The 25,187-nt window shown below is 33.8% G+C and carries 25 protein-coding genes and 1 pseudogene; 6 read left to right on the forward strand and 20 right to left on the reverse strand.

Annotated elements, in window-relative coordinates; genetic code table 11:
• Nucleotides 1-47 precede the first annotated feature (47 nt).
• The 5 genes and pseudogenes from B5P42_RS21305 to B5P42_RS21320 form a co-directional block, all read right to left on the reverse strand.
• Entirely contained in the window at nt 48-359 is a 312-nt protein-coding gene (locus B5P42_RS21305; protein ID WP_113735143.1) for a hypothetical protein, read from the reverse strand.
• A 73-nt stretch (nt 360-432) separates the two neighbouring features.
• Nucleotides 433-543, reverse strand: a pseudogene (locus tag B5P42_RS33555) (DUF3887 domain-containing protein); the annotation flags it as partial.
• The gene (locus B5P42_RS21310; protein WP_113735144.1) at nt 533-1,117 is read right to left on the reverse strand and encodes a kinase; all 585 of its coding nucleotides are present in this window, start codon (nt 1,115-1,117) and stop codon (nt 533-535) included. The gene B5P42_RS21310 and the pseudogene B5P42_RS33555, both read right to left, overlap by 11 nt.
• Complete coding sequence (locus B5P42_RS21315) at nt 1,117-1,659, reverse strand: GNAT family N-acetyltransferase (protein ID WP_113735145.1); 543 nt, start codon at nt 1,657-1,659, stop codon at nt 1,117-1,119. The genes B5P42_RS21310 and B5P42_RS21315 overlap by 1 nt, the downstream gene beginning before the upstream one ends.
• A gap of 15 nt (nt 1,660-1,674) precedes the next feature.
• Complete coding sequence (locus B5P42_RS21320; protein WP_113735146.1) at nt 1,675-2,058, reverse strand: VOC family protein; 384 nt, start codon at nt 2,056-2,058, stop codon at nt 1,675-1,677.
• A 282-nt stretch (nt 2,059-2,340) separates the two neighbouring features.
• Between B5P42_RS21320 and B5P42_RS21325 the strand changes: the two genes are divergently transcribed.
• The gene (locus B5P42_RS21325) at nt 2,341-2,589 is read left to right on the forward strand and encodes a hypothetical protein (RefSeq protein ID WP_000433610.1); all 249 of its coding nucleotides are present in this window, start codon (nt 2,341-2,343) and stop codon (nt 2,587-2,589) included.
• 142 nt (nt 2,590-2,731) lie between these two features.
• Nucleotides 2,732-3,028 (forward strand): hypothetical protein, encoded by a 297-nt coding sequence (locus B5P42_RS21330; protein ID WP_078184927.1) that lies wholly within the window; start codon nt 2,732-2,734, stop codon nt 3,026-3,028.
• Between the two features lie 117 nt (nt 3,029-3,145).
• Here B5P42_RS21330 and B5P42_RS21335 read toward each other — a convergent pair whose 3' ends face one another.
• Entirely contained in the window at nt 3,146-3,682 is a 537-nt protein-coding gene (locus B5P42_RS21335; protein WP_113735147.1) for a DUF2812 domain-containing protein, read from the reverse strand.
• A 7-nt stretch (nt 3,683-3,689) separates the two neighbouring features.
• Complete coding sequence (locus B5P42_RS21340; RefSeq protein ID WP_113735148.1) at nt 3,690-4,007, reverse strand: PadR family transcriptional regulator; 318 nt, start codon at nt 4,005-4,007, stop codon at nt 3,690-3,692.
• Between the two features lie 204 nt (nt 4,008-4,211).
• Between B5P42_RS21340 and B5P42_RS21350 the strand changes: the two genes are divergently transcribed.
• Genes B5P42_RS21350 through B5P42_RS21360 form a run of 3 tightly spaced genes read left to right on the forward strand, consistent with a single transcriptional unit; the run spans nt 4,212 to nt 7,382 of the window.
• Entirely contained in the window at nt 4,212-5,141 is a 930-nt protein-coding gene (locus B5P42_RS21350; RefSeq protein ID WP_012261180.1) for an AAA family ATPase, read from the forward strand.
• Nucleotides 5,138-6,301, forward strand: coding sequence for a DUF58 domain-containing protein (locus B5P42_RS21355; RefSeq protein WP_113735149.1), 1,164 nt, complete (start codon nt 5,138-5,140; stop codon nt 6,299-6,301). Before B5P42_RS21350 ends, B5P42_RS21355 begins: the two co-directional genes overlap by 4 nt.
• Nucleotides 6,276-7,382, forward strand: coding sequence for a DUF4018 domain-containing protein (locus B5P42_RS21360; protein WP_078203517.1), 1,107 nt, complete (start codon nt 6,276-6,278; stop codon nt 7,380-7,382). Before B5P42_RS21355 ends, B5P42_RS21360 begins: the two co-directional genes overlap by 26 nt.
• A gap of 68 nt (nt 7,383-7,450) precedes the next feature.
• Here B5P42_RS21360 and B5P42_RS21365 read toward each other — a convergent pair whose 3' ends face one another.
• Nucleotides 7,451-8,902, reverse strand: coding sequence for an MFS transporter (locus B5P42_RS21365; RefSeq protein ID WP_012261183.1), 1,452 nt, complete (start codon nt 8,900-8,902; stop codon nt 7,451-7,453).
• 303 nt (nt 8,903-9,205) lie between these two features.
• The gene (locus B5P42_RS21370; RefSeq protein ID WP_002127942.1) at nt 9,206-10,423 is read right to left on the reverse strand and encodes an aspartate aminotransferase family protein; all 1,218 of its coding nucleotides are present in this window, start codon (nt 10,421-10,423) and stop codon (nt 9,206-9,208) included.
• A 303-nt stretch (nt 10,424-10,726) separates the two neighbouring features.
• On the opposite strand from B5P42_RS21370, the gene B5P42_RS21375 reads away from it, so the two are divergent.
• Nucleotides 10,727-12,106 (forward strand): catalase, encoded by a 1,380-nt coding sequence (locus B5P42_RS21375; protein WP_113735150.1) that lies wholly within the window; start codon nt 10,727-10,729, stop codon nt 12,104-12,106.
• Nucleotides 12,107-12,324: 218 nt separating this feature from the next.
• Here B5P42_RS21375 and colA read toward each other — a convergent pair whose 3' ends face one another.
• The 11 genes from colA to B5P42_RS21430 form a co-directional block, all read right to left on the reverse strand.
• On the reverse strand, nt 12,325-14,961 hold the full coding sequence (gene colA / locus B5P42_RS21380) for a collagenase ColA (RefSeq protein ID WP_113735151.1): 2,637 nt from the start codon (nt 14,959-14,961) through the stop codon (nt 12,325-12,327).
• Nucleotides 14,962-15,461: 500 nt separating this feature from the next.
• Nucleotides 15,462-15,968 (reverse strand): hypothetical protein, encoded by a 507-nt coding sequence (locus B5P42_RS21385; RefSeq protein WP_113735152.1) that lies wholly within the window; start codon nt 15,966-15,968, stop codon nt 15,462-15,464.
• A 119-nt stretch (nt 15,969-16,087) separates the two neighbouring features.
• On the reverse strand, nt 16,088-17,836 hold the full coding sequence (locus tag B5P42_RS21390; RefSeq protein WP_113735153.1) for an adenine deaminase C-terminal domain-containing protein: 1,749 nt from the start codon (nt 17,834-17,836) through the stop codon (nt 16,088-16,090).
• A 368-nt stretch (nt 17,837-18,204) separates the two neighbouring features.
• A complete protein-coding gene (locus B5P42_RS21395; RefSeq protein ID WP_113735154.1) occupies nt 18,205-19,371 on the reverse strand; it encodes a serine hydrolase domain-containing protein in 1,167 nt (388 codons plus the stop codon).
• A gap of 451 nt (nt 19,372-19,822) precedes the next feature.
• Nucleotides 19,823-20,329, reverse strand: a complete 507-nt coding sequence (locus tag B5P42_RS21400) for a DUF3902 family protein (protein ID WP_113735155.1) — start codon at nt 20,327-20,329, stop codon at nt 19,823-19,825.
• A 349-nt stretch (nt 20,330-20,678) separates the two neighbouring features.
• On the reverse strand, nt 20,679-21,416 hold the full coding sequence (locus B5P42_RS21405) for a signal peptidase II (protein ID WP_113735156.1): 738 nt from the start codon (nt 21,414-21,416) through the stop codon (nt 20,679-20,681).
• 15 nt (nt 21,417-21,431) lie between these two features.
• The gene (locus tag B5P42_RS21410; RefSeq protein ID WP_113735157.1) at nt 21,432-22,541 is read right to left on the reverse strand and encodes a DUF58 domain-containing protein; all 1,110 of its coding nucleotides are present in this window, start codon (nt 22,539-22,541) and stop codon (nt 21,432-21,434) included.
• A complete protein-coding gene (locus B5P42_RS21415) occupies nt 22,538-23,470 on the reverse strand; it encodes an AAA family ATPase (protein ID WP_113735158.1) in 933 nt (310 codons plus the stop codon). Before B5P42_RS21415 ends, B5P42_RS21410 begins: the two co-directional genes overlap by 4 nt.
• Before the next feature lie 145 nt (nt 23,471-23,615).
• A complete protein-coding gene (locus B5P42_RS21420; RefSeq protein ID WP_088031467.1) occupies nt 23,616-23,909 on the reverse strand; it encodes a putative quinol monooxygenase in 294 nt (97 codons plus the stop codon).
• 46 nt (nt 23,910-23,955) lie between these two features.
• Nucleotides 23,956-24,594 (reverse strand): nitroreductase family protein, encoded by a 639-nt coding sequence (locus B5P42_RS21425; protein ID WP_088292137.1) that lies wholly within the window; start codon nt 24,592-24,594, stop codon nt 23,956-23,958.
• Nucleotides 24,595-24,611: 17 nt separating this feature from the next.
• On the reverse strand, nt 24,612-25,040 hold the full coding sequence (locus B5P42_RS21430; RefSeq protein ID WP_000204168.1) for a MarR family winged helix-turn-helix transcriptional regulator: 429 nt from the start codon (nt 25,038-25,040) through the stop codon (nt 24,612-24,614).
• Nucleotides 25,041-25,187 lie beyond the last annotated feature (147 nt).

Below are 25,187 nucleotides of genomic sequence, written 5' to 3' on the forward strand. Positions count from 1 at the left end.
ATGATTCGGGGTACAGTTCATTAATGAAGGACTCTTTTTATTGCTCATTACGGCGCAAAATTTATTTGACCAGTAAACAATAAGATAATCGCGATGATCCAAAATATAAAAAATGATGAGGACAGTACTAATGAAATAATAGCTATCCCCTTTTTCTCTGTTTTTTTCGTCATTGTGATTATTGAAAGTATAATACCTACACCTGTAAGAGCAATCGTTACATAATCTCCAACTATATTTCCCGCATTCGCTATTCTCGTCGGAGTTATAAAAACGAATAAAAAACACATAATTCCGATGAGTAAAGATATATAGCTTATTATACTGTACTTCTTTTTGGGAACTATTTCGGTTTTCATAATACCCACCCCTTTTATATAGCTATGTGTTCATACTAGCACGAATAACCATAATTTGGTTAAAACAAAAAACAGCTTTTTCAATTACAGGAATAAGATCTTTCATTTTCTCCTCTGATAATGCGATTTTCATCTTACTATCAAATTTTTCATGCACTTCTTTATACTTAGCTTCATTTTGTAACTACTAAATCCGCCCTATCCCTCGGCAATTCCGCTTCCAAATAATGCTCCTCAGCTTTCCAATACCTACTTTGAAATTTTGAAAGATTCTTCTGCGTTTCTGGACTTTCACGTAGAAACCTTGTATCTCTTGAACAATCCAAATACACCATATAATGAAAGAAATCTCTCCATTCTTTTCGCTGCAGAAAAACTCCTTCTATAATTATTACACCTACTAAAGGAAGCTGTATTTCTTTCATTTCACATGAGTCTGTTCCATCATGATAAAAAAGTAATTCTAATTCAATAGCGCTTTGTAACTTTTGAAAAAGGTTTCGCAGCAAGCAATCGATATCCCATTGAAAGTTGTAATACTCATACCACTCTGCAAATCCAGTATGATATCGCTTGTTACGCTCGGTTATGTGATCATCAATATGAAAAATATGAAACGGGATTCCATTTCGTTTCATATTTTCTTCTAATTTTTTAACCAACGTTGTTTTACCCGAACGACTTAGTCCGTCTATACCTAATATAAATCGCTCATCTTTATGGTCCTTAATAACCTTCATTATTTCATTTGTGCTCATTACTTTTGCCAATCTTCTTTTAATAATGAATAAACGACCGTGTCATGAGCAACATCATTTTGAATCATATATTTTCGAAGTAATCCTTCTTCTTGAAATCCGATTTTTTTTAATAAATTACGGGAAGCTTCATTTTCTATATATACGACAGCTGCAATTCTTATAAAGTGCAACGTTTCAAATCCGTAAGCTAGCATTGCTTGCAGTGCTTCGGTTGCATATCCTTGTCCCCAATATGTATCATCTAGCTCATAACCAATTTCAGCTCGTTTATGATGATTGTTAATTAAATGAAACCCACACGTACCAATTAATTGATCCGTGCCTTTCTTCTCTATTCCCCAGCGAAATACACTTCCCTCTTCATTACGCTTTCTAAACGTTTGAATTGTCGTTTTCGCTTGCTCAACATTTTCGAAAGAGTCCATTCCAAAATAACGAATAACGGATTCTTTTGAAAAATAATGGAACATCGCTTCTGCATCTAATAGTGTAAGTTCTCTTAATAGTAAACGTTCTGTCTCTAATTTTGGAAACCCCATCCTCTTTTTCTCCTTCTATTCTAATGAACTACAAATTTCAATATAATTACCGTCTGGATCGGCAATGTAAGCAATTGTTTGTCCCCACGGTTTTACGATTGGCTCAACTAGAACTTTCACCCCTTGTTCTTTTAATTTCTCAATCGTTTCCTTTACATCCTCTACAACAAACCCTAACTCAAAATGAGAGGATTTTAGTACACCTTCTGTAAGAGGTAGTCCCGTTAACTCCTTAACATCCTCTCGTGTATTCATCGCTAAAATTGTTGCTCCTGTTTCAAATTCAATATATGTACCGTGCTCTGCTCTTATTGGCAATCTTAAAATTTCTTTATAAAACTGAAGACATTGCTCAAACTTTTCTACATATAAAATAATGTATTTCATTTTTAAGTTCATAATTATTCCCCCTTAACCTTCACCTCTAAAAATTCGACAAATGTTTTTAAAAACCTTGTACCTTATTGAAATGAGCACAAAAAAATGAGGCCGATTTCTCGGCCCCCCAGCTTATTGGCATAAAACAGGAGATTTGGTTTGGACATAACCAGTTCTTACATTTATTATATTTTATTTTTTCTGAATTTTAAATATAATAAACACCTATTTATATTGAGAAAGTTTTTTTACTCGCATAAAATCATACCGCTTAAGAAATGCTACAAATGGAGGTGTATACATATGGAACCAATGCTATGTCCAAGCTGTAAAACGAACCGAACGCGCTTTAATATTCTTGAGCAACAAGTAAAACCAGTAAAATTAAATCCGCAAACTGGTCAAGTAGAAGAAGAATACACAAATGAAACGATGAACGCTTTTCATATGGCTTATCAAGGACCTACTTACCGCGTCCAATGTGCTGTATGTGGGCTTGTTGAAAACCCAGAACAATTTATAAAACCTGCGCAAAATCAGTCTTTCTCATAAAATCATTACTATCCCTTATAGAAATAGATTTTTCTTTAAGGGATTTTTCCTTTTAATGAGGTAGTACAAAACGTATTTCTTCCTTATTATATTTTAAACTCCATACTCTTCTGGTAATATTTACATAAGAGAGGTGAAATAAATGATATTTAATAACAGATTAATGATTCCATCCGCATTACTACTATTAGTTTGCCACATGATCATACTCTACTTTTGGATTTTCGATTGGAAGAAGATAACAACTCCTTACGGTCTAGCTATATGGATTGTTTCTACTGTTTGCGGCTTTTTACTTTATTACCACTTTAAACATCAAAACTCTAATAAAATAGTATTAATCAGTAGTTCATTATTATTAATCGTTTCTTCATCATTTATGACTTTTTTAGGTATTATTACTAGTATTATCTTTGTAACTGTTAGTTCTATGCCTTAAATATACAGTCTTTTATTATGTAAAAAAGAGTGAACAAAATAAAATTACATAGAAATGAAAGAAGATGATTCCCGTATAATATCTACGAAATCATCTTCTTTTAAAATCCACTCTTTATTATAATATTTCGCTTTTCAATTTCTTAATTTTCCAAGAGATCCTTATAAAGAAATAAACATACATACAACTAACAAGCCCCATCATAACTTTCGCCCACATTGGCACTATTGATTCTGTTGAATTTAAAAATGTGTTAAACATTAACGGTAACATAGCTATTGAAATAAATGCAAAAAATTGTAATAACTCCTTCATTTTTTGCACCTTCGTTTCCTTCTCTGAATATATGTCAGGTAACTCATTTTCCTCTTCTACTTCTTTACAAAAATAATTCCATCTTGTAAAACTCGTTACGCGTTTCCAACCAGACATTTCATATATTTCGAAGTACTCTTGTTGTTTTTCTTTTGAATCTCTATAAACCAATCTAAAATCCGCTTTATATATTACATCTTTCGGCTCGGTTTTCTTAAACGTATACATCATATTATATTTTTGTAACGCCCAGCCTTGCTGATGCATCTTTCGTAAAAAAACTTCTTCTTTTTCTAAATTCCATGCCGTAAAAAATTTAAATACCTTCTTTGTCTCCATCTTCCATTCACTCCCCTAATATACTGTTTCCATTTCTTACAGATCTCTGTAACCTGTTATACTCTAGCTCTAACACTTCTCTCCCAAACGGTGTTAACTCATAGCACTTCTTTCTGTCTGTAGAGGCAACTTCAAAAATCAATTTCTCTTTTAATAACTTCGTAGTATTCCCGTATAAAGTACCAGGACCGAGCTTTACTTCCCCATTTGTCATCTCTTCTACCATTTGCATAATTCCATAACCATGCATTGGCTTTACAAGTGACAACAATATGTAATATGTCGCCTCAGTTAATGGAATGTATTTTTGCGCTTTCGCATTCATTATAACTACCTCCGATACATCGCTTCATGATATATCGACTTGCGATACATCGTATAACGATATTGTATAATCATATTCCAAAATATGCAAGTATAATATTAAAATTAAATATCCATTTCTTTGAATTAAAAAATCATATCAATTTTCTGAATAATTTGTTAAAATATAGAAATATCCGCTTTTATTTTGAAAGGAATGATACATATGATAAATAAATTGAAAGAAAACATAGGATCTGTTTTTGTCGGTAAGGAAAATGTAATTGATTTACTCCTCGTTTCACTGCTTGCTGATGGACATGTACTGCTTGAAGACGTACCTGGTACTGGAAAAACATTACTAGCAAAAACAATTTCTAAAAGCATTGGTGGTAATTTTTCTCGCGTTCAATTTACCCCTGATGTACTTCCGAGTGATGTAACAGGTATTGAATATTTCAATCCAAAAACTAGTGAATTCGAATTAAGACTTGGACCAGTTATGACAAACATATTACTTGCAGATGAAATTAACCGTGCGATGCCGAGAACACAATCTAGTTTGTTAGAAGCGATGGAAGAACGACAAGTAACGCTTGAAAAGCAGTCTACTCCTCTTCCGAAACCATTCTTTGTTATTGCGACGCAAAACCCGATTGAATCACAAGGAACTTTCCCTCTTCCAGATGCACAACTTGATCGCTTTTTAATGACGATTTCAATTGGTTATCCGTCTCCTGAAGATGAATTAAAAATGATGCGCCGTTTTCGTAACAATGCACCGTTAGAAAGCGTCACATCTGTCATTTCTTTAGAAGACATTTTAGAAGCACAGAAACAAGTGAAAGAAATTTTCGTATCAGAACCGTTAGAACATTACATTATTAAGCTTGCTCACGCTACAAGAAATCATGATTACATTGCTAACGGTGTAAGCCCGCGTGCTACATTAGCTTTAGTACGTGCGGTTCAAGCACTAGCCTTTTTACGCGGCAGAGAATACTGCACACCTGAAGATATACAATTTTTAGTTCCTTCCGTTTGGAATCACCGTATCGTCTTATCGATGGAAGGAGCTTTACGTACGACAAAAAATGAATTAATGCAAAGGATTTTAAAAGAAGTTGACGTACCTGTGGAGATTGAACAAGCATGAATGGACAGCGCGTTGTAACTGTACCTTTATTTTTCCAACTCCATATTATTCAATTAACTGTGCCAGGCGCTATACTATTTACGTTTTTTCTGCCGCAACGAATTATTATGTTTCTCTTTTTCTTCTACTATTTATTTGCGATTTTCATTTATAAATATGTCGCTTACATAGAGAAAAGATTTCAAGTTATAAATGAAAAACAAACAACTCGGCTTTTCCCTGATGAATCTGGACAGTTTTTTATTCATTTAAAAAATGGTGCAAATATACCACTCGTTAACGGCGTTTGTTATTTTCATTTAAATTCATCTCTTATACAGCATAAAGATCAAGGGATTGAACAAATATCGAAAACGTTATTTTCTTTCCCATTTTCACAACCTGCTCATTCAACACAAAAATGGGATTTAACATTAACCGCAACGAAGCGTGGTGTGTTTCAAATTGAACAGTTCGAATGTGTTTTAAAAGATCCTTTTCATCTTTTAACTGTACATTTACCTGTTTTCGATAAGTTAAAGACTGAAATTATTGTGTACCCTTCTCCTAAAGAGGTAGCCGGTTTACAAGAACTTCAGCAACTATTAACAGGTTCGTATCGAACGAATTTCTCTTTTTACAATGATGAAACATCCATTATCGGTGTTAAACGATATGAACGTGAATCTTTCCGCTCTATTCATTGGAAAGCATCTGCTAAAATGCAGGCGTTACAAGCAAAGCAATATGAACCTGTAAAAAATTATAGTTGGACGATTTGTCTTTCTTTAGCTGCTGATCGCGGGTTTGGTTGGAAAGAGAATGTAGAAGATCTTATTTCATTTACAACGTACATTTGCCAATACGCAACGAAGCATCAAATTCCGTTTGAGTTATTTATTAGCGTTTTAGCAGAAGGTGGCCCTTTGCTTTTACCATTAAACGAAGGACAAACACATTACGCCAAAGCGTTAGAAGAATTAGCACGTATTTCAGATGATAGTACGCTACTTCCGAAACAAGGATTTCTTCACTATGTAACGAGAAAAAGGGAACGCTCATCTACAATTATATACATTGGTTTGCAGAAAAAGGAGCTCCCTCTTCTATCTCAGCCTACGTTCCTCATTAATAATGAAGGGATGGTGGAAAAGCTTGAAAACTTGGCTCTATCACGTTAATGACTTTATTCTGCTCCTCCTTCTTTCATTATTAACGGAAAGAGATGAGCTCATTGGTATTGCTATATTTTTAGTGACCGGTTATGTAGGAGTATTTCTTATTCATAAATTTATGAAGAAAAAAACAACAGGTTTTGTACTACTGTTAGTTATTCAAATAATCGGTTGTTCTTTATTTCTACCTTTCTCTATTTTAGGCACAATATTATTACCACTGTTTTTCTTTATCGTACACTCTGTTGGACCGGGATATCCAGTACAAAAATCGTTAGGCGGTATTGTATGGTTTGTCGTTTCAGCTATATTTTATGCCCCCTTTCCGCCATTGTGGAAATTGTTACTATTAACTTTACACATTATGATTACATTTTGGTTAACAGGTTCCAATCGTAATCAACAGCTATTACGTTTCACTTCTATTATTACGATTGGAATAATTAGCGCTTTACTTATTCCGGTATTTCCTTATATTCGGCTTCTTTTTTCTTATATCATACAAGTAGTTGCCTTAGGATTTGGTTATGCTTTAAATCCATTGTTCTCGGCAGCTGCATTAAAAGATACAGACGACTTTTGGTCGAATAAAGGAAATTTAAAAGATCCTCAAATTAAAGAGGAATTGGGGCAGCGTCCTTTTGATCCAACTCTCATAAATAGCATTACAATAATAGCCTGTACAGCCATCGCTATTTACGTCGTTTGGAAAATAGTAAAAAAACGAAAACATTTAAGTTTACCAAATATGCCTGTCTTTGAATCTACAATCATTACTGATAAAGAAGGCATTAGCCAAAAACGCTTCAAACGAAATAAACCACCACATAACGAAATTCGAAAAGAGATTTTCAAACTCGAGAGTAAGCTATCTCCTCCTTTAAACCGAGAACGAGGAGAAACTGTTGAAGCTTGGCTAGAGAGAATTAATGTTGAAGAAGAGGTAAATATTCAGAGTCATATTATTATAGACGCGTATAATGCAGTGCGTTATTCAAATGGTGAAAACACTGTACTTCTGCATGAATTTAAGGAAGAGGTTTATAAGCTTTATGCGTATCAGAAGAGTTTGAAGAAGAGAAAATGATGTATACAAAAAGACTCCTATTAAACTAGGAGTCTTTTTGTGTACAAGTCCACGTTGCTTTTCACAAATTATGCTTTTTTTCCTGCTTCAATTTCTAAAGATTCTTCATGCCACCAAAGTGTTTCTTCAGGATCCTCTTTAGCAATTTGATGTGCTTCTTTTTTCGATTCTACAGTTGGGTAAGAACCTTTTAGTGCACGTCCTGATGTTGTGACAAACAGTACACTAAACACAATTAATCCAATTACACTTACACCTGTTAAATAAAATGCTGGTGCCAGTGGATTACCAGTAGCATGAACTAAGTATGAACATACAAGCGGCGTTGTACCACCGAATATAGATACAGAAATATTAAAGGAGATAGAAAGCGCACGATAACGTACATCGGTGAAAAAGAGTGCTGGTAATAACGAAGGCAATGTTCCTTCATAAACACTAAGGAAGAAACCTAAAATGAAAATACCCGCAAACATGGCTACAATATGTCCGTTACCAATTAATAAAAATGCTGGAATTGAACATAATGCTAAACCAAGTAAACCAATTTGCACTACGCGTTTATTACCTACTTTATCACTTAATTTACCGAAATAAAGTGCCAGTGGAATCATAAGTGCCATCGTAATTGAAATAATTAATAAGCCAGTTGTTTCTTTGACTTTTAGTACTTGCGTTAGATAAGAAGGAATATACGAAAGGATCATATAGTTTGTAATGTTAAAGAAGGCAACAATTACTGTGCTTAATAAGAAGTCTTTTTTGTGATATTTTAATATATCCATAAATGAAAATTGTTCGTTGTCTTCAGATTCCTCTTGTGCTTTTTCCATCTCTTGAAAGATTGGAGATTCATCTAAATGACGTCGTAAATATAAACCGACCAAACCAATTGGTGCAGCAATTAAGAAAGGAATACGCCATCCCCAGCTGAGCATTTGCTCATCTGTTAATAATAACGTCAAAATGGTAACAATTACCGAGGCAGCAATGTAACCTGAGAGTGTTCCAATTTCAAGACCACTACCGAGTATACCACGCTTTTTATCTGGAGAAGATTCTGCGATATAAACCATTGCTCCTGAATATTCGCCGCCTGTAGAGAAGCCTTGAATCATTCGAGCAATTAAAAGTAGTATTGGTGCCCATACACCAATTTGTTCATAGGTTGGTAGTAATGCGATGAATAATGTAGAAAGTGCCATTAAAATAATAGTTGTACTTAAAACAATCTTTCGGCCGTATTTATCTCCTATTCTACCAAAGAAAATACCTCCGATTGGTCGAACGAGAAAGGCCGCCGCAAATGTACCAAATGTTAGTACAAGTTGCAAACCACTATTATCCACACCTGAGAAGAATAATTGACTTAAAATTACCGCTAAATACGCGTATAATCCAAAGTCAAACCACTCCATTGCATTCCCAATGCCAGTAGCAATAACTGCTTTTTTCGCTTGTTTAGAATTGACAATATTAACGTCTTGAGGTTCAAAATTTAAATCATTATTTTGTTGCATATAGTAAAACAGCTCCTTATTTAATTTAACTTCTTTAAGCACACCTTCTCTTACTAGAATAAATTCAATACGAAGCACTTAAGGAAAAGCAACGTCTCCTTATCTGTTATTATTGTTTCATATAATTAATTATTTGTCCAATGAGATGCTTCCTATGTTAAGTAATTTACTATTTTAAAAAGCTGAAGAAGGCGCTATACGAGTACCTTTTTCAGCTTTTTATTTTAATATGTAAATTTATTTTTTTCACCCCTATTTTCTTCTTATTTGAATTAAAAATAAGGTACTTTTTTATAAAATTTTTTAAACACTCGCTATAGCTGATAAGCTATGAATACAGGAGATAAACTCATAAATAAATGCATCAATCTCTTCTTTTGTAATTATATATGGAGGAAGTAAACGGATGATGTTCCCTTGTGTAACGTCAACTAACATCCCTTTCTCCATTAGCTCTACCTGTAATTTCTTTACATTTGTATTCGTATCATTCAAACTAATTCCAAACATCATTCCAGCATGACGTACTTCCTGAATATAATAAGAATTTTCATTCTGAATTTCTCGCAATTTATCATTTAAATATAGTGACATTTCATAAGCTTCTTGCATTAAACCATCGTCAATCAATGTATTTAAAACCGTTAACCCTAAAGCTGTTCCCATTGAAGAATGAGCAAACGTTGTACCATGATCTCCTGGTGAAAATACATCACATAGCTTTTCACCTACAATGATTCCCCCTAGCGGTATCCCGCCTCCTGCTCCTTTACCAATTTGAATAATATCCGGTGTAATATTGAAATTTTGATAAGCAAATAGTTTACCAGTTCTCCCCATACCACTTTGAACTTCATCAACGATAAGAATGACATTATATTTATCACATAAGTTTTGAACACCATGTAAATATTCACCCGATAAAGGGTATATCCCCCCGCTACCTAATACAGGCTCTAGCATAATCGCAATTGGATTTTCTTTAACAATTGTTTCTTCTAATTGCTCTATATTCTCGCGCTCTACTTCATATACAGGAATCGATGTTTTAGGGAAATTTTGATATACACTTTCTTGTCTCGTAAAATGAAGTGCCCCTAACGTACGCCCGTGGAAGCTATTCTTCAGCACTACGATTCCTTCACGTTCCTCATGCGTATTCGCTCTATATTTATCAATTAATTTCAACGTTGTTTCTGTCGCTTCCGTACCAGAGTTTGTAAAAAAGACTTTTCCATTTTTTAAAGAGCAATCAACTAATTTCTTTGCATACTCAATCGCAACTGGGTTTAAAAAATGAAACGGAAGATGCAGAGATTTCGTAACTTGTTCCATTGTCGTTTGCACGATTTTCGGGTGATTATACCCTAATACGTTCACTCCGACACCAGAAAATAAATCTACATACTCTTTACCATCCACATCATAAAGCTTGCACCCTTCTCCTCTTTCTATTGCAACCTTCGTACGACAATACGTAGGCATCATATATTCTTTATCTAATTGAAACCAATCCGACATTTTAAATTCCTCCTAGTTATTTTCCCTGTTTATTTATGTTCATTCTCTATAAAGTCATGTATAAATTCATTTTTAAGATTGTAATTTTAATAGTGGTTCTCTTCCACCTTTTTACTAAAACGTGTTATTTCTCTTTCCGATATTCATTTTTCCATAATTTCTTCTATTTCAACAGGTCCACTACATATACGTTTTTTTCATCTAGCGGTATGTTACTACTTTGAACTTTGTATGTAATACATAATCAAGACTAAAGAATCATATTTAGTAACAATCGACGAAAAAAATTTGGAGGCTATATCGATGAATGAAAAATATGATAAACAAAGGCAATCTTTATTAGGAGAAGACTTAAATAAACATCGAGAACTTAATGAACCAGCTAAACTTCACTCTCAAACTGTCGGTTCACGTGGACCTGTTCTAAAGCAAGATAGTGTACTACACGAAACGTTACAAGAATTTATTCATGAAAAAATTGTAGAAAGACCTGTTCATGTAAAAGGTTTTGGGGCATTCGGTTATTTTCAAACGATATATCCGATGTCTGAACATACAAAGCTGAGTTTTTTACAACATTCAAATGAGAAAGTTCCTGTTATGGTACGGTTTTCGTTAGCTGTTAGTACGAAAGGAACACCAGATACTTCTAGAAATGTACGCGGCTTTTCTACAAAATTTTATACAAAAGAAGGCATTTTCGATCTTTTATGTAATCACATTCCTGTCTTTTCTGTTCGTGATCCGATGCGTTTCCCTGAAACGATTAAAGCGTTGTTGCCTTCACCTAAAAATAACTTAATAGATCCGGATAGATTTTGGAGTTTTGTCGCTGGAGCACCCGAATCCATTCATTTTGTTGTCCGTTTATACTCTGATGCCGGTACGGCAAAGAGTCTTCGCCACATCCCAGGACATAGTGTAAATACATACGTTTGGAGAAATGATGAAGGTAATCGAAAGTATGTAAAATATCATTGGTATCCATTTGAAGGTGTACAATTTATTACTAGTGAGGAAGCTAATAAACTAGCTGCTGAAAATCCGGATTATAGTGGGAAAGATTTATATGATGTAATTGAGGCTGGTAAATCAGTGGAGTATGGTTTATACGTCCAGCTCATGGATCCAAAAGATGAAGCACATCTTTCTTATGATCCTTTAGATGATACAAAAGTATGGGACGAAAAGGTGTACCCTCTCATACCAGTCGGTAAAATGGTATTAAATAAAAATCCTGAAAATTATATGGAACAAGTAGAAAAAGTCGCCTTCTCTCCTTCTAATTTACTAGATGGTGCAGAACTATCTGACGATAAAATGTTGCAAGGCCGCGCTAATATTTATAGCGATTCTCAAAGACGAAGAATTGGTCCTGAATTTCGTAAATTAACGATTAACCAGCAGCAAGATTGGACACCTGCTAATCAAGTAACAAGCGGTGACGGAAGATATGTTGAAGGCACACTTGAAAGAACTTCTATAACTAAGCAAGATGACTTTGGGCAGGCTGGTGAATTTTATGAAAAGTTAACACAAATAGAGAAAGAACACCTTGCTGAAAATTTAGCTAGTGATTTGAACGTTATATCCGATGATATTAGGAAGATAGTTTTGGGGTATTTCGATCAAGTATCAACTGATTTGAAAACAAGCATTGGGACAAAAATGAAAGAGCATTAAGAAGATTAAAACATGCTTTATGAATGAGAATTCAAATCTATATTAATTATTTTCTTGTCAAAATCCAATGAGGTTATATAATTTAAAAATATAAAACCAATATACCCCTGTTCTAATTATAGAACAGGGGTATATTGAAGTAGTTTAATGTTTAACATTAAATACTTTATTTAACTAAAAAATGCGATAAGTAGCCTTTCAAAACAAACTATAGTAAATTATTTTACTTGCACTGTATAATTCCCTGTTCCACCGCCATACTTATATACACTTAAGTAATATTTCCCTGGCTTCGCATTATAATTTCCAAGCAATTTGTTTCCATCACGTTTAGTTGCATAAGCTACATAATTATTTAGATCTGATTCAGAATATAATACCCAGTTCATTCCAAGGTTTTGTTCGTTCGTAACAGAAATCTGTAAATCTTTTTGATCCTTTACATCGATAACAAATTTATCCCCCTGATCTTGATCGCTTAAGTTTCCTCTTAATAAAGTGTTCAAAGATAGTGGATTCGCTGTATCAAATGAATTATTCGGTTCTTTTTCTACAGCCGTACCTTCTTCCGTATTCACTCCGCTAAATACAATATCATATTCAAATTGTCCATCATTATTAACACGGTAATTTACAAAATAAGCAGTCAATGTTTTATATCCAGTCCACTCTTTTCCTGAAAGACGTTTCAACATATCATTTGTTGCTTGATTCATCACTTTCCAGTCCTCAATTTCTCCTTTTGCCGCACTTCCTGTATATGTCCCCTGTAGTGTAAATGTATTAAAGAATTGTGATTTATTTTTTGTTACCTTCACATCTTTTAACTTTGCTTCATTTGTGATATCTGATGTAACATCCGAAATCGATTTTGGATCATGCTGCGCTAAGTACTCATCTGATACTTGTGGAATTGTATACTTATCGCGATTATCAATAAGCATTTGCATATAAGATTGATAGTCTTCATTTAATTTATTATCTTTGCTTAATGTAGAACGATATGCGTCGTAACTTGAAACATCATTTGCACGAATTAAATCATGCACTTTATCGAACATTTCAGGACGGTTATTATACATATATGATTGCAATGCAAACGAATAGTTATAAAAATCCCACGTTCCATATTTCGCATTTAATGTTTGTGCTGCTGTATAACGTTTTGCAGGATCATAAGATAATCCACCAATTATACTTTTTCGTGGTACTACACTATCTAATCGCGTTGAACCTGCAAAAAACTCTGCATTCCCTTCTTCAAACCATGTTAAACGTTCATTTTGATACATTTCCCCTTGGCCCCATAATCCCTGAACCTCGTATCTTCCCTGTAAGTAGTGTGTAAATTCATGGCGGAACAATTCTTCCAAACTATAAATACTTTGCTCTGGTGTACGTTCATATGTAAAGAAAGTTCCCGTTCCTTCAATGTACATTCCACCATTATTCGTTTCATATCCATACAATTGACGGTTAAATTGATATTCATCTGGACTATTATAAATAACCATCGTTAACACATCATCAACATGTCCACTTTCAAGTGGTTTATCACTACCAACTGTACGATAAAATTGAGAGCGTACTTCTTTTGCCGCCCAGTATAGACGTTTAATTTTCTCTTCGCTAACTTTATCCCCTGTTTTAAAGACAATAGCTCCATCATCAAACGTATACGTTTTCGGTAAATATTTCTTTTTACCCTCTTCTCGAATTTGATCTAAACTTATTGTTTTTCCGTTCGCATCTACTCCTCCGTAATTTGTAGTAATTTGTTCTGCTGCAACAAAATATTGCTCCCCTAAATGTGGATAAATCCGCATCGCTTCTGTAACAACTTGCTGGCCTTTTGTTGGTGTACTATAAAGCTTGCCTAATCGACCAGCATAGTAAATTCCATTATTAATTAACCATCCGTTTTTATTTGTTACAGTACCAATTAGTGCAAAACGATTTACTTCATTAATAAAGTTATCAATATTGCGATACCACATCGTATCTTTTGGCTCTTTTCCAGTCGTGTACATATCCGTCTGAATATCAAAGTCAATTCCCTTCATCAACTCATAAATAGCGTCTCCTTTCGTTCGGTCTTCAATGAAAGTTGCAAGATTATCGTTATATTGTTTAAAAATTTCACCTGCATATAAAACCGTTTCAACATCAGCCGATGCATTTCCAATTAATTTCCCATATGATGAAATAACTTTATTTTGTTCTGATGTACCAAGTTTGAAATTCGGATTTTTTGCAATTGTTTTTAAAGCCGGTAAACATTTATCATGGTAGCTACGCTCATTTAGTTTGCTTAATTCATCATGGTAAAAACCTAAATAAAATGCTGCACGTAGAGCTTCTACTAACGTTTCAATCCCTTTTGAATCATCTTTCGTATAAGTTTGACCTTGTTCTGCTAGTTTATTAATGATTGCTTGCATTCGGCTATCATCTTGATAGAACTTGAGACTATCACTATTAAACTGAAATAACTCCGGGATTTGATACCATTTAATCGTCACAAGAAGATCAGTTAATTGTTTGTTACTTAATTGATTTAACTCAGCCATCGAATACTTTTTTTCTTCAGCTAACGGTTTAACATCCTCGTTTGGTGCTAGCGGACGCTGCGATAAATCCGATAACTTTAACCGTTTTGTAAAAGATGCATTTTCTTGTACTGTTGAAGAGTGCGCCAACTCATCAACAGATTTCTGTATTCCTACCGGCTCCATTTGTAATACGCTCTTCACATTTTTCTCTTTTGTCTCTGCTTGAATTTGCAAACCATTACATGATATTGTCACTAGTCCCACACCAAGAATCAGCTTAGAAATTTTCGAATATTTAACCATACCATTGCCCCCTAATAACTTTAAAGAAAATTCAGAATATTAAAACCAGAACATACTTATTTGTATGTATTTACAGTTCCGCTATAAATACAAGTATGATCAATGATGCAATAGTAGCTTGTTTTATACTATTACGAATACAGATTCCTTACATACAATTCCCCTTCCTTACATTTAATACAAGCAAAAACTGTGCCAATGCTATTTCTTATGAATAGCCAACATTCTTTTATTAATACTGTAGAATAAAATGTACATAGATGGTTCAGCACTGTATAAATCTTTTGACACAAAATCTAATTTTTATGAAGAATAAATTCATTGAATGTTATGTTCATTAGCCAGTAAATAATTTTCAACTAACAACATCCCAAATTTTTAAATCTCTCAAAAAAAGGTAAACAAACATATTACATAAAGCTAATATGTTTGTTTACCTTTTCCTATTTCAAATCAACAGAAAATATCGTTTGATAAAAACAGCATTAATAAGTATTTTGTTATTCATTTCTCTTTTTCAGATAATCTTTTTCACATTGTAACGGTTTGTATTCCACTATTTTTCCTGGCTTCTTTTTCGTTTCGGTAACGATCCACTCCCCTTTTTCAAGTTTAAGATGTTTCATAACATTTGTATCGTCTATTTCTTTATAAAGTAAAAATGCTTCAAGCGGCTTTACAAACAACCTAGGCTCTCCTCTATATCCACCACTTTCAAAAGCTTTAGTTAACGAATTATAATAAGTATCATTTTCCCGTCCACCATACATGAAGTGTGCAGCGTCTAAATCTCTTTTACTGACTTCCATAAACCCACTCTCATCAATCTTCAAATTAAAAGCGGATTGAATATCCTTCATTATATTTCTCACATACTTTTCATCACGTATTTTACTTTCTTCCAGACAATCCGAAGAAAGCCTTGGTACATCTGTTTGAGAATGTACAACCTGTTGAATAGATACACACAAAATAAATATACTTAAAACATACAATAGTTTTTTCATATTTAAACATCACCTCAAGTAATTTAGATACTATATTATTTGAGGCTTAAGATATTCTTATGCTAGTAATGTGAAAGGTCCTATAAAATATACTTTTTATAGGATCTTTCCTTTTAATATTAGTTTATTAAATTTTCCGGCGAAGCAAGTACCTTACTACTTTTCACATCATATAATCCTATAGGTGTTACCCTTATAAAAGGCAAGTGCGTCGCAGAAAAGAATAAAATCGTAAATGCAGGATCGTTAAAGGCGTATCCTCGCTCTTGTAGTAATTCCACCATCTTTTTCTCTTTATGTATTAATGCGCTCATTTTTAAATCGGACATAATCCCGAGCAACGGTAATGCAATTTCGTGTAACACTTCATTTCTTTCCGCTATTACCATACCGCCACCAAGCTCTTTTACTCTATGAAAAGCTGTAAGCATATCTTCTTTCCTTTTTCCAATAAGAATGATGTCACCTGTACCGGAATAAGAGCTAGCAAGACCTCCTAATCCATTCGCAAAACCTTTCACAACTGTATTCACTCGCCAAGTGCCATCACGAGCAATCATCATAAGGAAACATTCATCATGCTCAATAGAAAGTTCTTCACCGTTTAAGTCGACTTCAGTTACATATGGTTTTGAAATAACATCATTTAATAATTTTATACCTGTTGTTTCAGAAAAAATCATATCTTCTTTCTTTAAAGACCAGTCTAATGATAATGGAGTTACTTTGAATTTACTCCAATCTATAAGTAAGGATTCATTTTTATTTACTCCATCACGCTTCACCCATTTCCCCTTTGCTATTACACTTATTGGAACCGAGTTTTCTTTACTTTCCAAAATATTAATATTGGCAATTCTACCTGTCGCAATTGAACCATGTAGATGTTCCATATTATAATAACGAGCGATATTATAACTTGCCATATGATAAGCATCTATTACTGGCACTCCTTGTTTTATCGCAGTAGAAATCATAACATTTGTCATTCTATTTTCATAAAACGAAGGATGTGAGCCGTCTGTTGTGAAAATAAATCTATCAAACTGCTTTACTCCTAGTTCCAACAATTCTTTCAGTAAAACTTCTAAATCTGGACGTATGGAAGAATTCCTAAGAGAAACCGTGTAACCTTGCATAAGACGAGCGAAAGCTTCCTGCCCTGTCATCGCTTCATGATCACAATCTGTACCTAACAGTTTTAACTTCGCTAAAGTCGTTTCAGACGCACCGGGAAAATGACCTTCTACTTTTTTCTGTAACCGCTTTGTTTCCTGTACCCAATTTAACATCTCGTCATCGCCATTTAATAGTTTTGGCCATGCTGTTAACTCGCCACCCTGAAGAACATCTTCATGCTTCAGCCACTCCATTATTTCTTCACTATTAAATAAAGATTCCCCATTTTGTAGTTCAGTCTGTCCATCAAAACGACACCACCAATACATACTTGCTGGAATCTTTTTAAATTCATCTAATAAACGAAACGCTACTTCACGTTGTAATGTGAAAAACAAAGTTAAATTATCATTGATTAAAGTAGTTGTGCCAAATTGCATCGCATAATTTGCTAAAGTCTCTGGATTATATAATTGATATGGATGTGCATGCGGTTCTATGTAACTAGGAACTACATACTTTCCATCACAATCAACGACTTCACATTCGTGTAGTTGCTCTGGTAGTTTTTCTCCTACATATATAATGCGGTCATCATAGATCCAAATATTTGCTTGCACCCACTCGCGCATATAGGAATTTAAATATGTTGCATTCTTGAATAAAATGTGCGGGCTTCTTGTGCCATCTATTACTTCAACATGTTCTCGTAATTGTGTGTTACTCCATCTAAACTGATTTTGTCCCAATGTATTTCACTCCACATCAATTTACTTTTATTTATTAAAACAAAAATAATTAACTAACTAAAGTATTCTCCATTCATAACTCCCCTGTATATCCCCTATACCCTTTATTATATGGAATGATTACAAAAATAACAATTTTCAAAATTTATAAACATACCTCTTTGATCCTCAATAAAAAGGATGTCTTGTAACCGACATCCTTTTTTATACTAAACTATAAGATTGAATTACACTTGTATCCGTATTTATGTTCTACATATACTTGATTGCTGCCATACCATGAATGCTAATACTGTCCTTATTTGCGAAATTAAAAAGCATCTCTTTTATTTACAACTAAAGCAGGATCCCATTCGCTTTCTTTTCATCTATTTATTAAATTCAATTTGCATCATTGTATTAAACTGCGTATTAATATCAATCGCACCTAAAGAGTTAATACTAATAGCCAATGTATGCTTGCCTCCAATTGCTCCCCCAGCAAAAGTGGTAAATCCAGGAATCCCTCCTGTATGCCCCCAAACTGAAACACCGTTTGGAAGCTTAGTCTCATAGATTCCAAGACCATATCCATGGCCAAGTTCTTTAATCCCTGTAGGAACTGTAGTAAGCATTTCTTTTAGCTGCTTTTCCTTCAGTAACTTACCTCCAAGTAAAGATGAAAAGAATTTATTTAAATCGTCCGCATTAGAAATCATATCTCCAGCTGAATTAGCTAGACTTGGATTATAATACGTCATGTCTTTCAATTCACTTGTTTCGTCTATTTTCATATACCCACGAGCATGATCCTTTCCTGGAATAACGGGTGAATTCCCTGGTAAAAACGTATTTGACAGATCCAAAGGTTCAATAATTCGCTTTTCAATTTCTTCCGCATAACTATTTCCAGTTATTTTTTCAATAAGCATTCCCAATATTACGTATCCTGTGTTTGAATACGCCCATCCTTTACCTGGCGAAAAATCTGGGGGTAGAGAAAGTCCCATTTTCACTATTTCTTCTGCTGTATACGTTTTTTTCGAATTCATTATGTCAGCGTCTTTTGACTTTAAATATTCAGCTATACCACTCGTATGATTCAAAAGTTGACGTATCGTAATTTGATTGCCATCATACCCATTTCCTTGAATGAGACCCGGTAGCCACTTTTCAATTGGATCGTCAAGTTGTATGCGATTTTCTCCTACTAATTGAAGAACAGTCGTGGCAGTAAAAGTCTTAGTCACACTACCAATCCGAAAGCGATATTCCGATTTTATCGGTTGCTTTGTATTTAAATCCGCCACGCCAGCTGTATAACTACTAGTTTTTCCGTTGTTAGACGTCTTCGCTAATATTCCTGGGGTTCCAAGCTGAACTGTTTCCTGCATTACTTGTTTCCAACCATTTCGGTTCTTTTGATCATGTGATTGTGACGGACTAGATAAATTTTGAACAGACTCTGCTTTCACAGTAAAACCTGGTGTGAATAGAGTAGTACCCGCTAATAAAACTGCCAAACTTGCTAACTTAATTGAATTACATTTTTTCATAAGGCTCCCTCTCCTCTATTAATATCGGATTAATTCAAGTTATACTTTAATCCTATATGATAAAACTCTCTTTTTTCTTATCCATTCCTTACGAAATACTTACATTCAAATTTTGATACGATAAACTGAGAAAGAGCTATGCATGAAAATAAAAAAGGCATATAAAATAAGGACACCCACTTAACTGCCCTTATTTTCATTTCACCTCGTCTTTATTATTTTTAAGATGATTCATTAATTGTGTTCGTTTCAAAGGTACATATATGTTTGTTCCAATAACATATCTTTTTCCCAATCGAATTATCTTATAAATTTAAGGAGTTCATATTAAGATTAACAATAAAAAAGAACGTGTTTTCAATTTATCAAAACACGTTCTCTTACATACTTAAAACCCTATATCAACTTTTCATTTCATTCACTTCTTTAAACTACTAATCTTTATTCAGTTTTACCATCCTGCACTAGCATTCATACCATTTCCAAGAATAGTAAGAAATAGTGGCCACAATACTGGTCCTAACGTAAGAAGTAAATTTAGAAGTATAAGTAATCTATATACCCCGGGGAAATTTTGATCTTTACGATTTACAAATACTAAAATAACTAATAATGTTATGGTCGTTAAAAATAAAAGTAGAATTAGCAACCAATACCAAACCATTAAACTGAGACTCCATGGTGTTAATAGCTCGTGTATTATACCAAATATGATTCCTAATACTCCAAAACTAAAGGTAGTAACTGTTGATTTTATAAGCACTATATTTAATGTTTTTTCGTATGTATTTTTACAATATAAATCTATTAAAGTGTATAAAGATAAATATGCCATTAATACACCTATCCAAGACAATAACCAGTCTCCGCCTCCTCTAAATAATATGAACAGCAGCCAACACATCCCTACTGCAGAAAAAGCAAAGGAAATAAGTATGCTTTTCAATACCGGTTTCATTATATTTTCACACCCTTAAAAATAAATTATAAGTTTTTACTAAACTCATGTAATTTTTTATTAACATGCTACCCGTTAATCGTTTAGCTCTAATGCATCCTTTTTTCATTCTATATTAATAATGCAAAGATACACTCATGAACAATTAAAGAAGCAATACTCTACAAAGAGTTCCATATAGCTTGTATATTCTTTTTCCATTGGTAGAGATATTAAAAAATTAAGTATACATTAACATGCAATTAAATATAAGTAAATAAAATTAATTTACAGCTAATTTTATTTACTTATATAACTTTCATATTCAGATTAACTCAGCCATCATTTTATTTTGATATAATACATTCTACTATTCATATCGCCCTTTTCCATCCCGCTCTATCCACCGCATAGTCTTCTTAACATCTAACTCCGTATACGTCTTTTCACCATAACGAACAGACTCATATATCGGAATAATATCTCTCGTTCGACATATTCGTTTTAACCATTGTTGTATCGTTTCATAAGACCTTCTCTGTTCATGAAATGGTAAAGTTCTTTCCCATTCAACTAACGTTTTCCTTATCGTGTCTTTAGGTAACGGCTGTTCAAACTGATGCTTCACTTTCTTGTTCTTTTCGGTTCTATCCGTATTTTCTTTTGTTATCGATTTTTTATCCTGTTCTATTTCTGATTTCGTTACCTTTTTCCTCATTAATTTATAAAAAGCATATAGAATGACCACTGCAATAATTACATAAAAAACGACACTAATCCATGAATTTGAAAGAACAGAAAACACATCAGTCCATGAATTTTTTCGTACAAAAAGTGGAATTTTCCTATCTATTTTTGTTCTTGTATCTACAACTCCTGTTTCTTCATCTATAATTCTTTCAGGTTCATCAAACTGTTCGTCTAAACTAGTAAAATCATAATTTCTTTCCGATATTGTCTCCGTCTTACTAGAAAAAAGCCCTTTTACTATGTCTTGTACATGCACAACACCTTTTGATAACGTTATCGCACTCACCATAAAGAAAAGTAGTATTAAAACTCTAACACTCCACAACTTCACTTTCATATGTCGCTCTTTATTAGCCATGACATAAACCCCTTCTTATTCTTTTATTACAACCCATTTATTCGTTCTGGTGTATTTCCTTGGGGAAGTACCAAGAATTAAAGGAACTGCATCCAATTCCTTACGACGAAATCCTGCTGTATAAAAATAAGAAGATGATACAGGCGTATCTTGATCCGATATAGAGGCAAGTACCTTTAATACATTTTGCAAATGTTTCCGATTATGACCGTTCTTTATATGCAACAATCCATTATCTTTCACGCTATTGATCCATACTTCAAATGAACAGTTTTGCATAAGCAGTTGTTTACATATGCCTGCCGTTAATTCAATTAGTTCCTCTGTATCATTTCTCAAAGAAATACCGCTTTTATTTTGCAAGTTGAGATAAATCGCATATTTATCTGATTGTGTTCGTTCGTATTTTTTCGCAGTTATCATCCCTGTTTTTGCCGTTGCACCCCAATGTATAGAACGAAAATCTTCATTTTCATAAGATTTCACTCCCATTACTTTCGTTTCATCATATAGCGGGGAAGACATCGCTTTTCGAAATCCCCGTGACCATTCTTGTAATTCAGGAACTTGTATTTTCGGAACGGCTGGTAAAACTAAATAGGACGGCGTATCAACTTGTTTATATGTTATATGTTTCGTTATGAATCCAAAGGGATCAGTAATAACAATTTCAACTTCTTCCCATTTCGCGATTCCTCTTTTTAAAGCTACAGCTTGCAAATCAAATGAAATTGACTCTCCTCCTTTTAAACTAAAATTCATATAATAATTTGAACCTGTACTATGATTTTTGTTTATTTCATCATGATTCCAAGTTAGCTTATTTTCACATTTAAATCGAAATACGATATTAAGAATAGGAAATATCGACTTGTTTGAAATTTTCATTTTGCACGTGTTCGTTTCACCGATAAAGACATTCGAATTTCCTTGATTGTATTCCCAGTTAAAACGAGATACTTTCCGAATGTATATATGCGTAGCACCTATTAAAATTAAATACAAAAATACGAGGGATAATATGAGTAGATTACTTGAAAATACACATAAAATAACGGCTACAACTGACATAACTCCTATTACGAAAGGCTCCGCTAAAGGTGTATACACAAGCTGTTGATTCATCGTACATTCTCCACTGGCACACAAATCGTATGAAGAATTTCTTTCATGATTTGTTCTTTTGTCGTTTTCATCTCCCCTTCAATCGTTAACGTTAAACGATGAGCACAAACGGATGCAGCTAGTAGTTTTATATCATCTGGTGTACAGTAATCTCTTTCATTTAATATTGCTCGTGCTTGGATTGCCCGCATAAATGCCAATGTGCCTCGCGGGCTTACACCAATTTCAATTAACTCATGCTTACGGGTTGCTTCAATAATTTCAAGAAGATAATCTTGCACATCATTCCCTACTAACATTTCCCTTGCACGTTTTTGTATATTTATTATTTCTTCACTTGAAATAATAGAATGTAGCGTTTCTAATGGATCATTCATTTGGAACCGATTCATCATTTCCTTTTCTGCTTCTCTCGTAGGGTAACCTTGTCGAATAGTAAGTAAAAATCGGTCTAATTGAGCATCAGGTAAAGGAAATGTACCCGCCGATTCAAGAGGATTTTGCGTTGCAATAACTAAAAAAGGTTCTAGTAATGAATGTGTCTGTTTCGCAATCGTAACGGTACGTTCTTCCATAACTTCAAGTAACGAAGATTGCGTTCTCGGCACAGCTCGATTAATTTCATCTACTAATACTATATTTGCAAAAATAGGCCCTAACCTCGTTTTAAAATCCGATTCCTTCACATCAAAATATTCGAGTCCAATAACATCTCCAGGCAAAGTATCAGCTGTAAATTGAATTCTTTGGAACTTAGCGTCCACACTTTTAGCCAAACTTTTCGCTAATGTTGTTTTCCCTGTCCCAGGTACATCTTCTAATAAAATATGTCCTCTTGCTATAAGAGCTATAGCTGCTAGTTCAATCGATTCATCTTTTCCTATAATGACCTTTGAAATATTGTTAGTGATTTTCTTTAATATGTTCATATATTTCACTACCACCTTTAAATATTTTTAAAATTAAGAATATTTATTTTCCAAATTACAACACATTACGTTAGAAGTAAATATATTCCTATCAAAATAAAAAAGATGACCTCAGCATACGCCAAAGTCATCTTCTATAACCATATTATTTTACTAGTCCACCGCTATAAACCTTTATATCAAGCGGAGCAGTTAAAAACTGTGATGCTTTACTAACGAAAGATGTGAAGTGTTCACTCGTATTATGACTCGCAACTGCTGCTTCATCTTTCCATACTTCTACCATCGTATAAACACTTTCTTTTTCAGTATCTTTATATAAATCGTAAGATACATTTCCACTTTCTTCTCTTGAACCATGAAGTAGTGGCTGAATTTCTTCTAAAAATGATTGTTGTTTTGCTGGATCTACTTGAAATATTGCGTGAATAATAATCATGGTGTTTCCCCTCTCATATCTCACTTATTTCTGTTTTGTTATAAAATTACTTCCACTCAGCAACTTTTTCAATTGGAAGACGTACTGATGGATAACCACTGTCAGCAGCTTTTCCGATTGAAATTAACATAACTGGTACGTGACGCTCTTTGTCTAATCCGAAAGCTTCTGCGATTTGGTCTTTTTCAAATCCACCAATTGGGCAAGTATCATAGCCGTGAGCACGTGCTGCTAACATAAATTGCATCGCTACAAGACCACCGTCAATTAGTACAGTATCTTTCATTACTTCTGGTGTAACCATTGAGAAGTAACCTGAAAGTTTTTTCATTTGATCTTCTTTTACTTCAGCTGGCATAAGTCCGCGCTCTACTGCTGTACCGTAAATTTCTTCTGCGTTATCAAAGTTGTTTAAGTCACCAAATACAGCAATCATCGCTGAAGATGTTTCTACTTGAGATTGATTGAATTTCGCTAGTGGCGCAAGTGTTGCTTTTGCTTCGTCACTTTCAATAACAAGGAATCTCCATGGTTGCATGTTTACTGAAGATGGTGCAAGTGTTGCTTCTGTAAGAATTTCAGTCATTTCTTCTTTGCTAATTTTCACTGAAGAATCGTACTTACGGATTGAACGGCGTCCTGTTAAAATTTCGTTAAAATCATTTGTTTTTACTGAGTTAGTCATAGTTGTATTCTCCCTTTTTAAAGTTCTTTTATATTTTCTTGAATGCGGTCTAACATCGTTAAAAGATTGTCGCGTTCTTCTTCACTTAATCCTTTAAATGCTGAAGTAGCGAAACGCTCTTTTTCCTCTTGATACACTTGAATTTTATTTCGCCCCTCTTCTGTAAGAGAAACTAACGTAATTCTGTTATCATCTGGATTTTTACGTCTTGTAATCATTCCGTTTGCTTCCAGCTGTTTTAAATGCCTCGTAATCGCGGCATTATCAATATTCACTTCTTGCTGAAGTGCTTTTTGACTAATTTCATCTACTTCATATAACTGAAGTATAAGCTCTAGTCTAGATTGACTCATACCCGTACACCCTTCAAACTTCGAACTTACTTCTTTATTTAGAAAGTGTAATTTATATAAAATTATTGCTTCTTTTGAGCATGAACTTGTCAAATTACCCCTCCTTTACATCCAATACAAAAAACATTTGATGTATCAATAGTTGATATGTCAATTAATATAATCTATATCGATTTAGAATGCAAGCATTTTGTTTTCATTTTTATTTTTTCCAAATTAAGGCGCTTTGTCGCGTTACAA

The organism is Bacillus sp. SRB_331, assembly GCF_003264175.1.
GTDB lineage: Bacteria > Bacillota > Bacilli > Bacillales > Bacillaceae_G > Bacillus_A > Bacillus_A mycoides.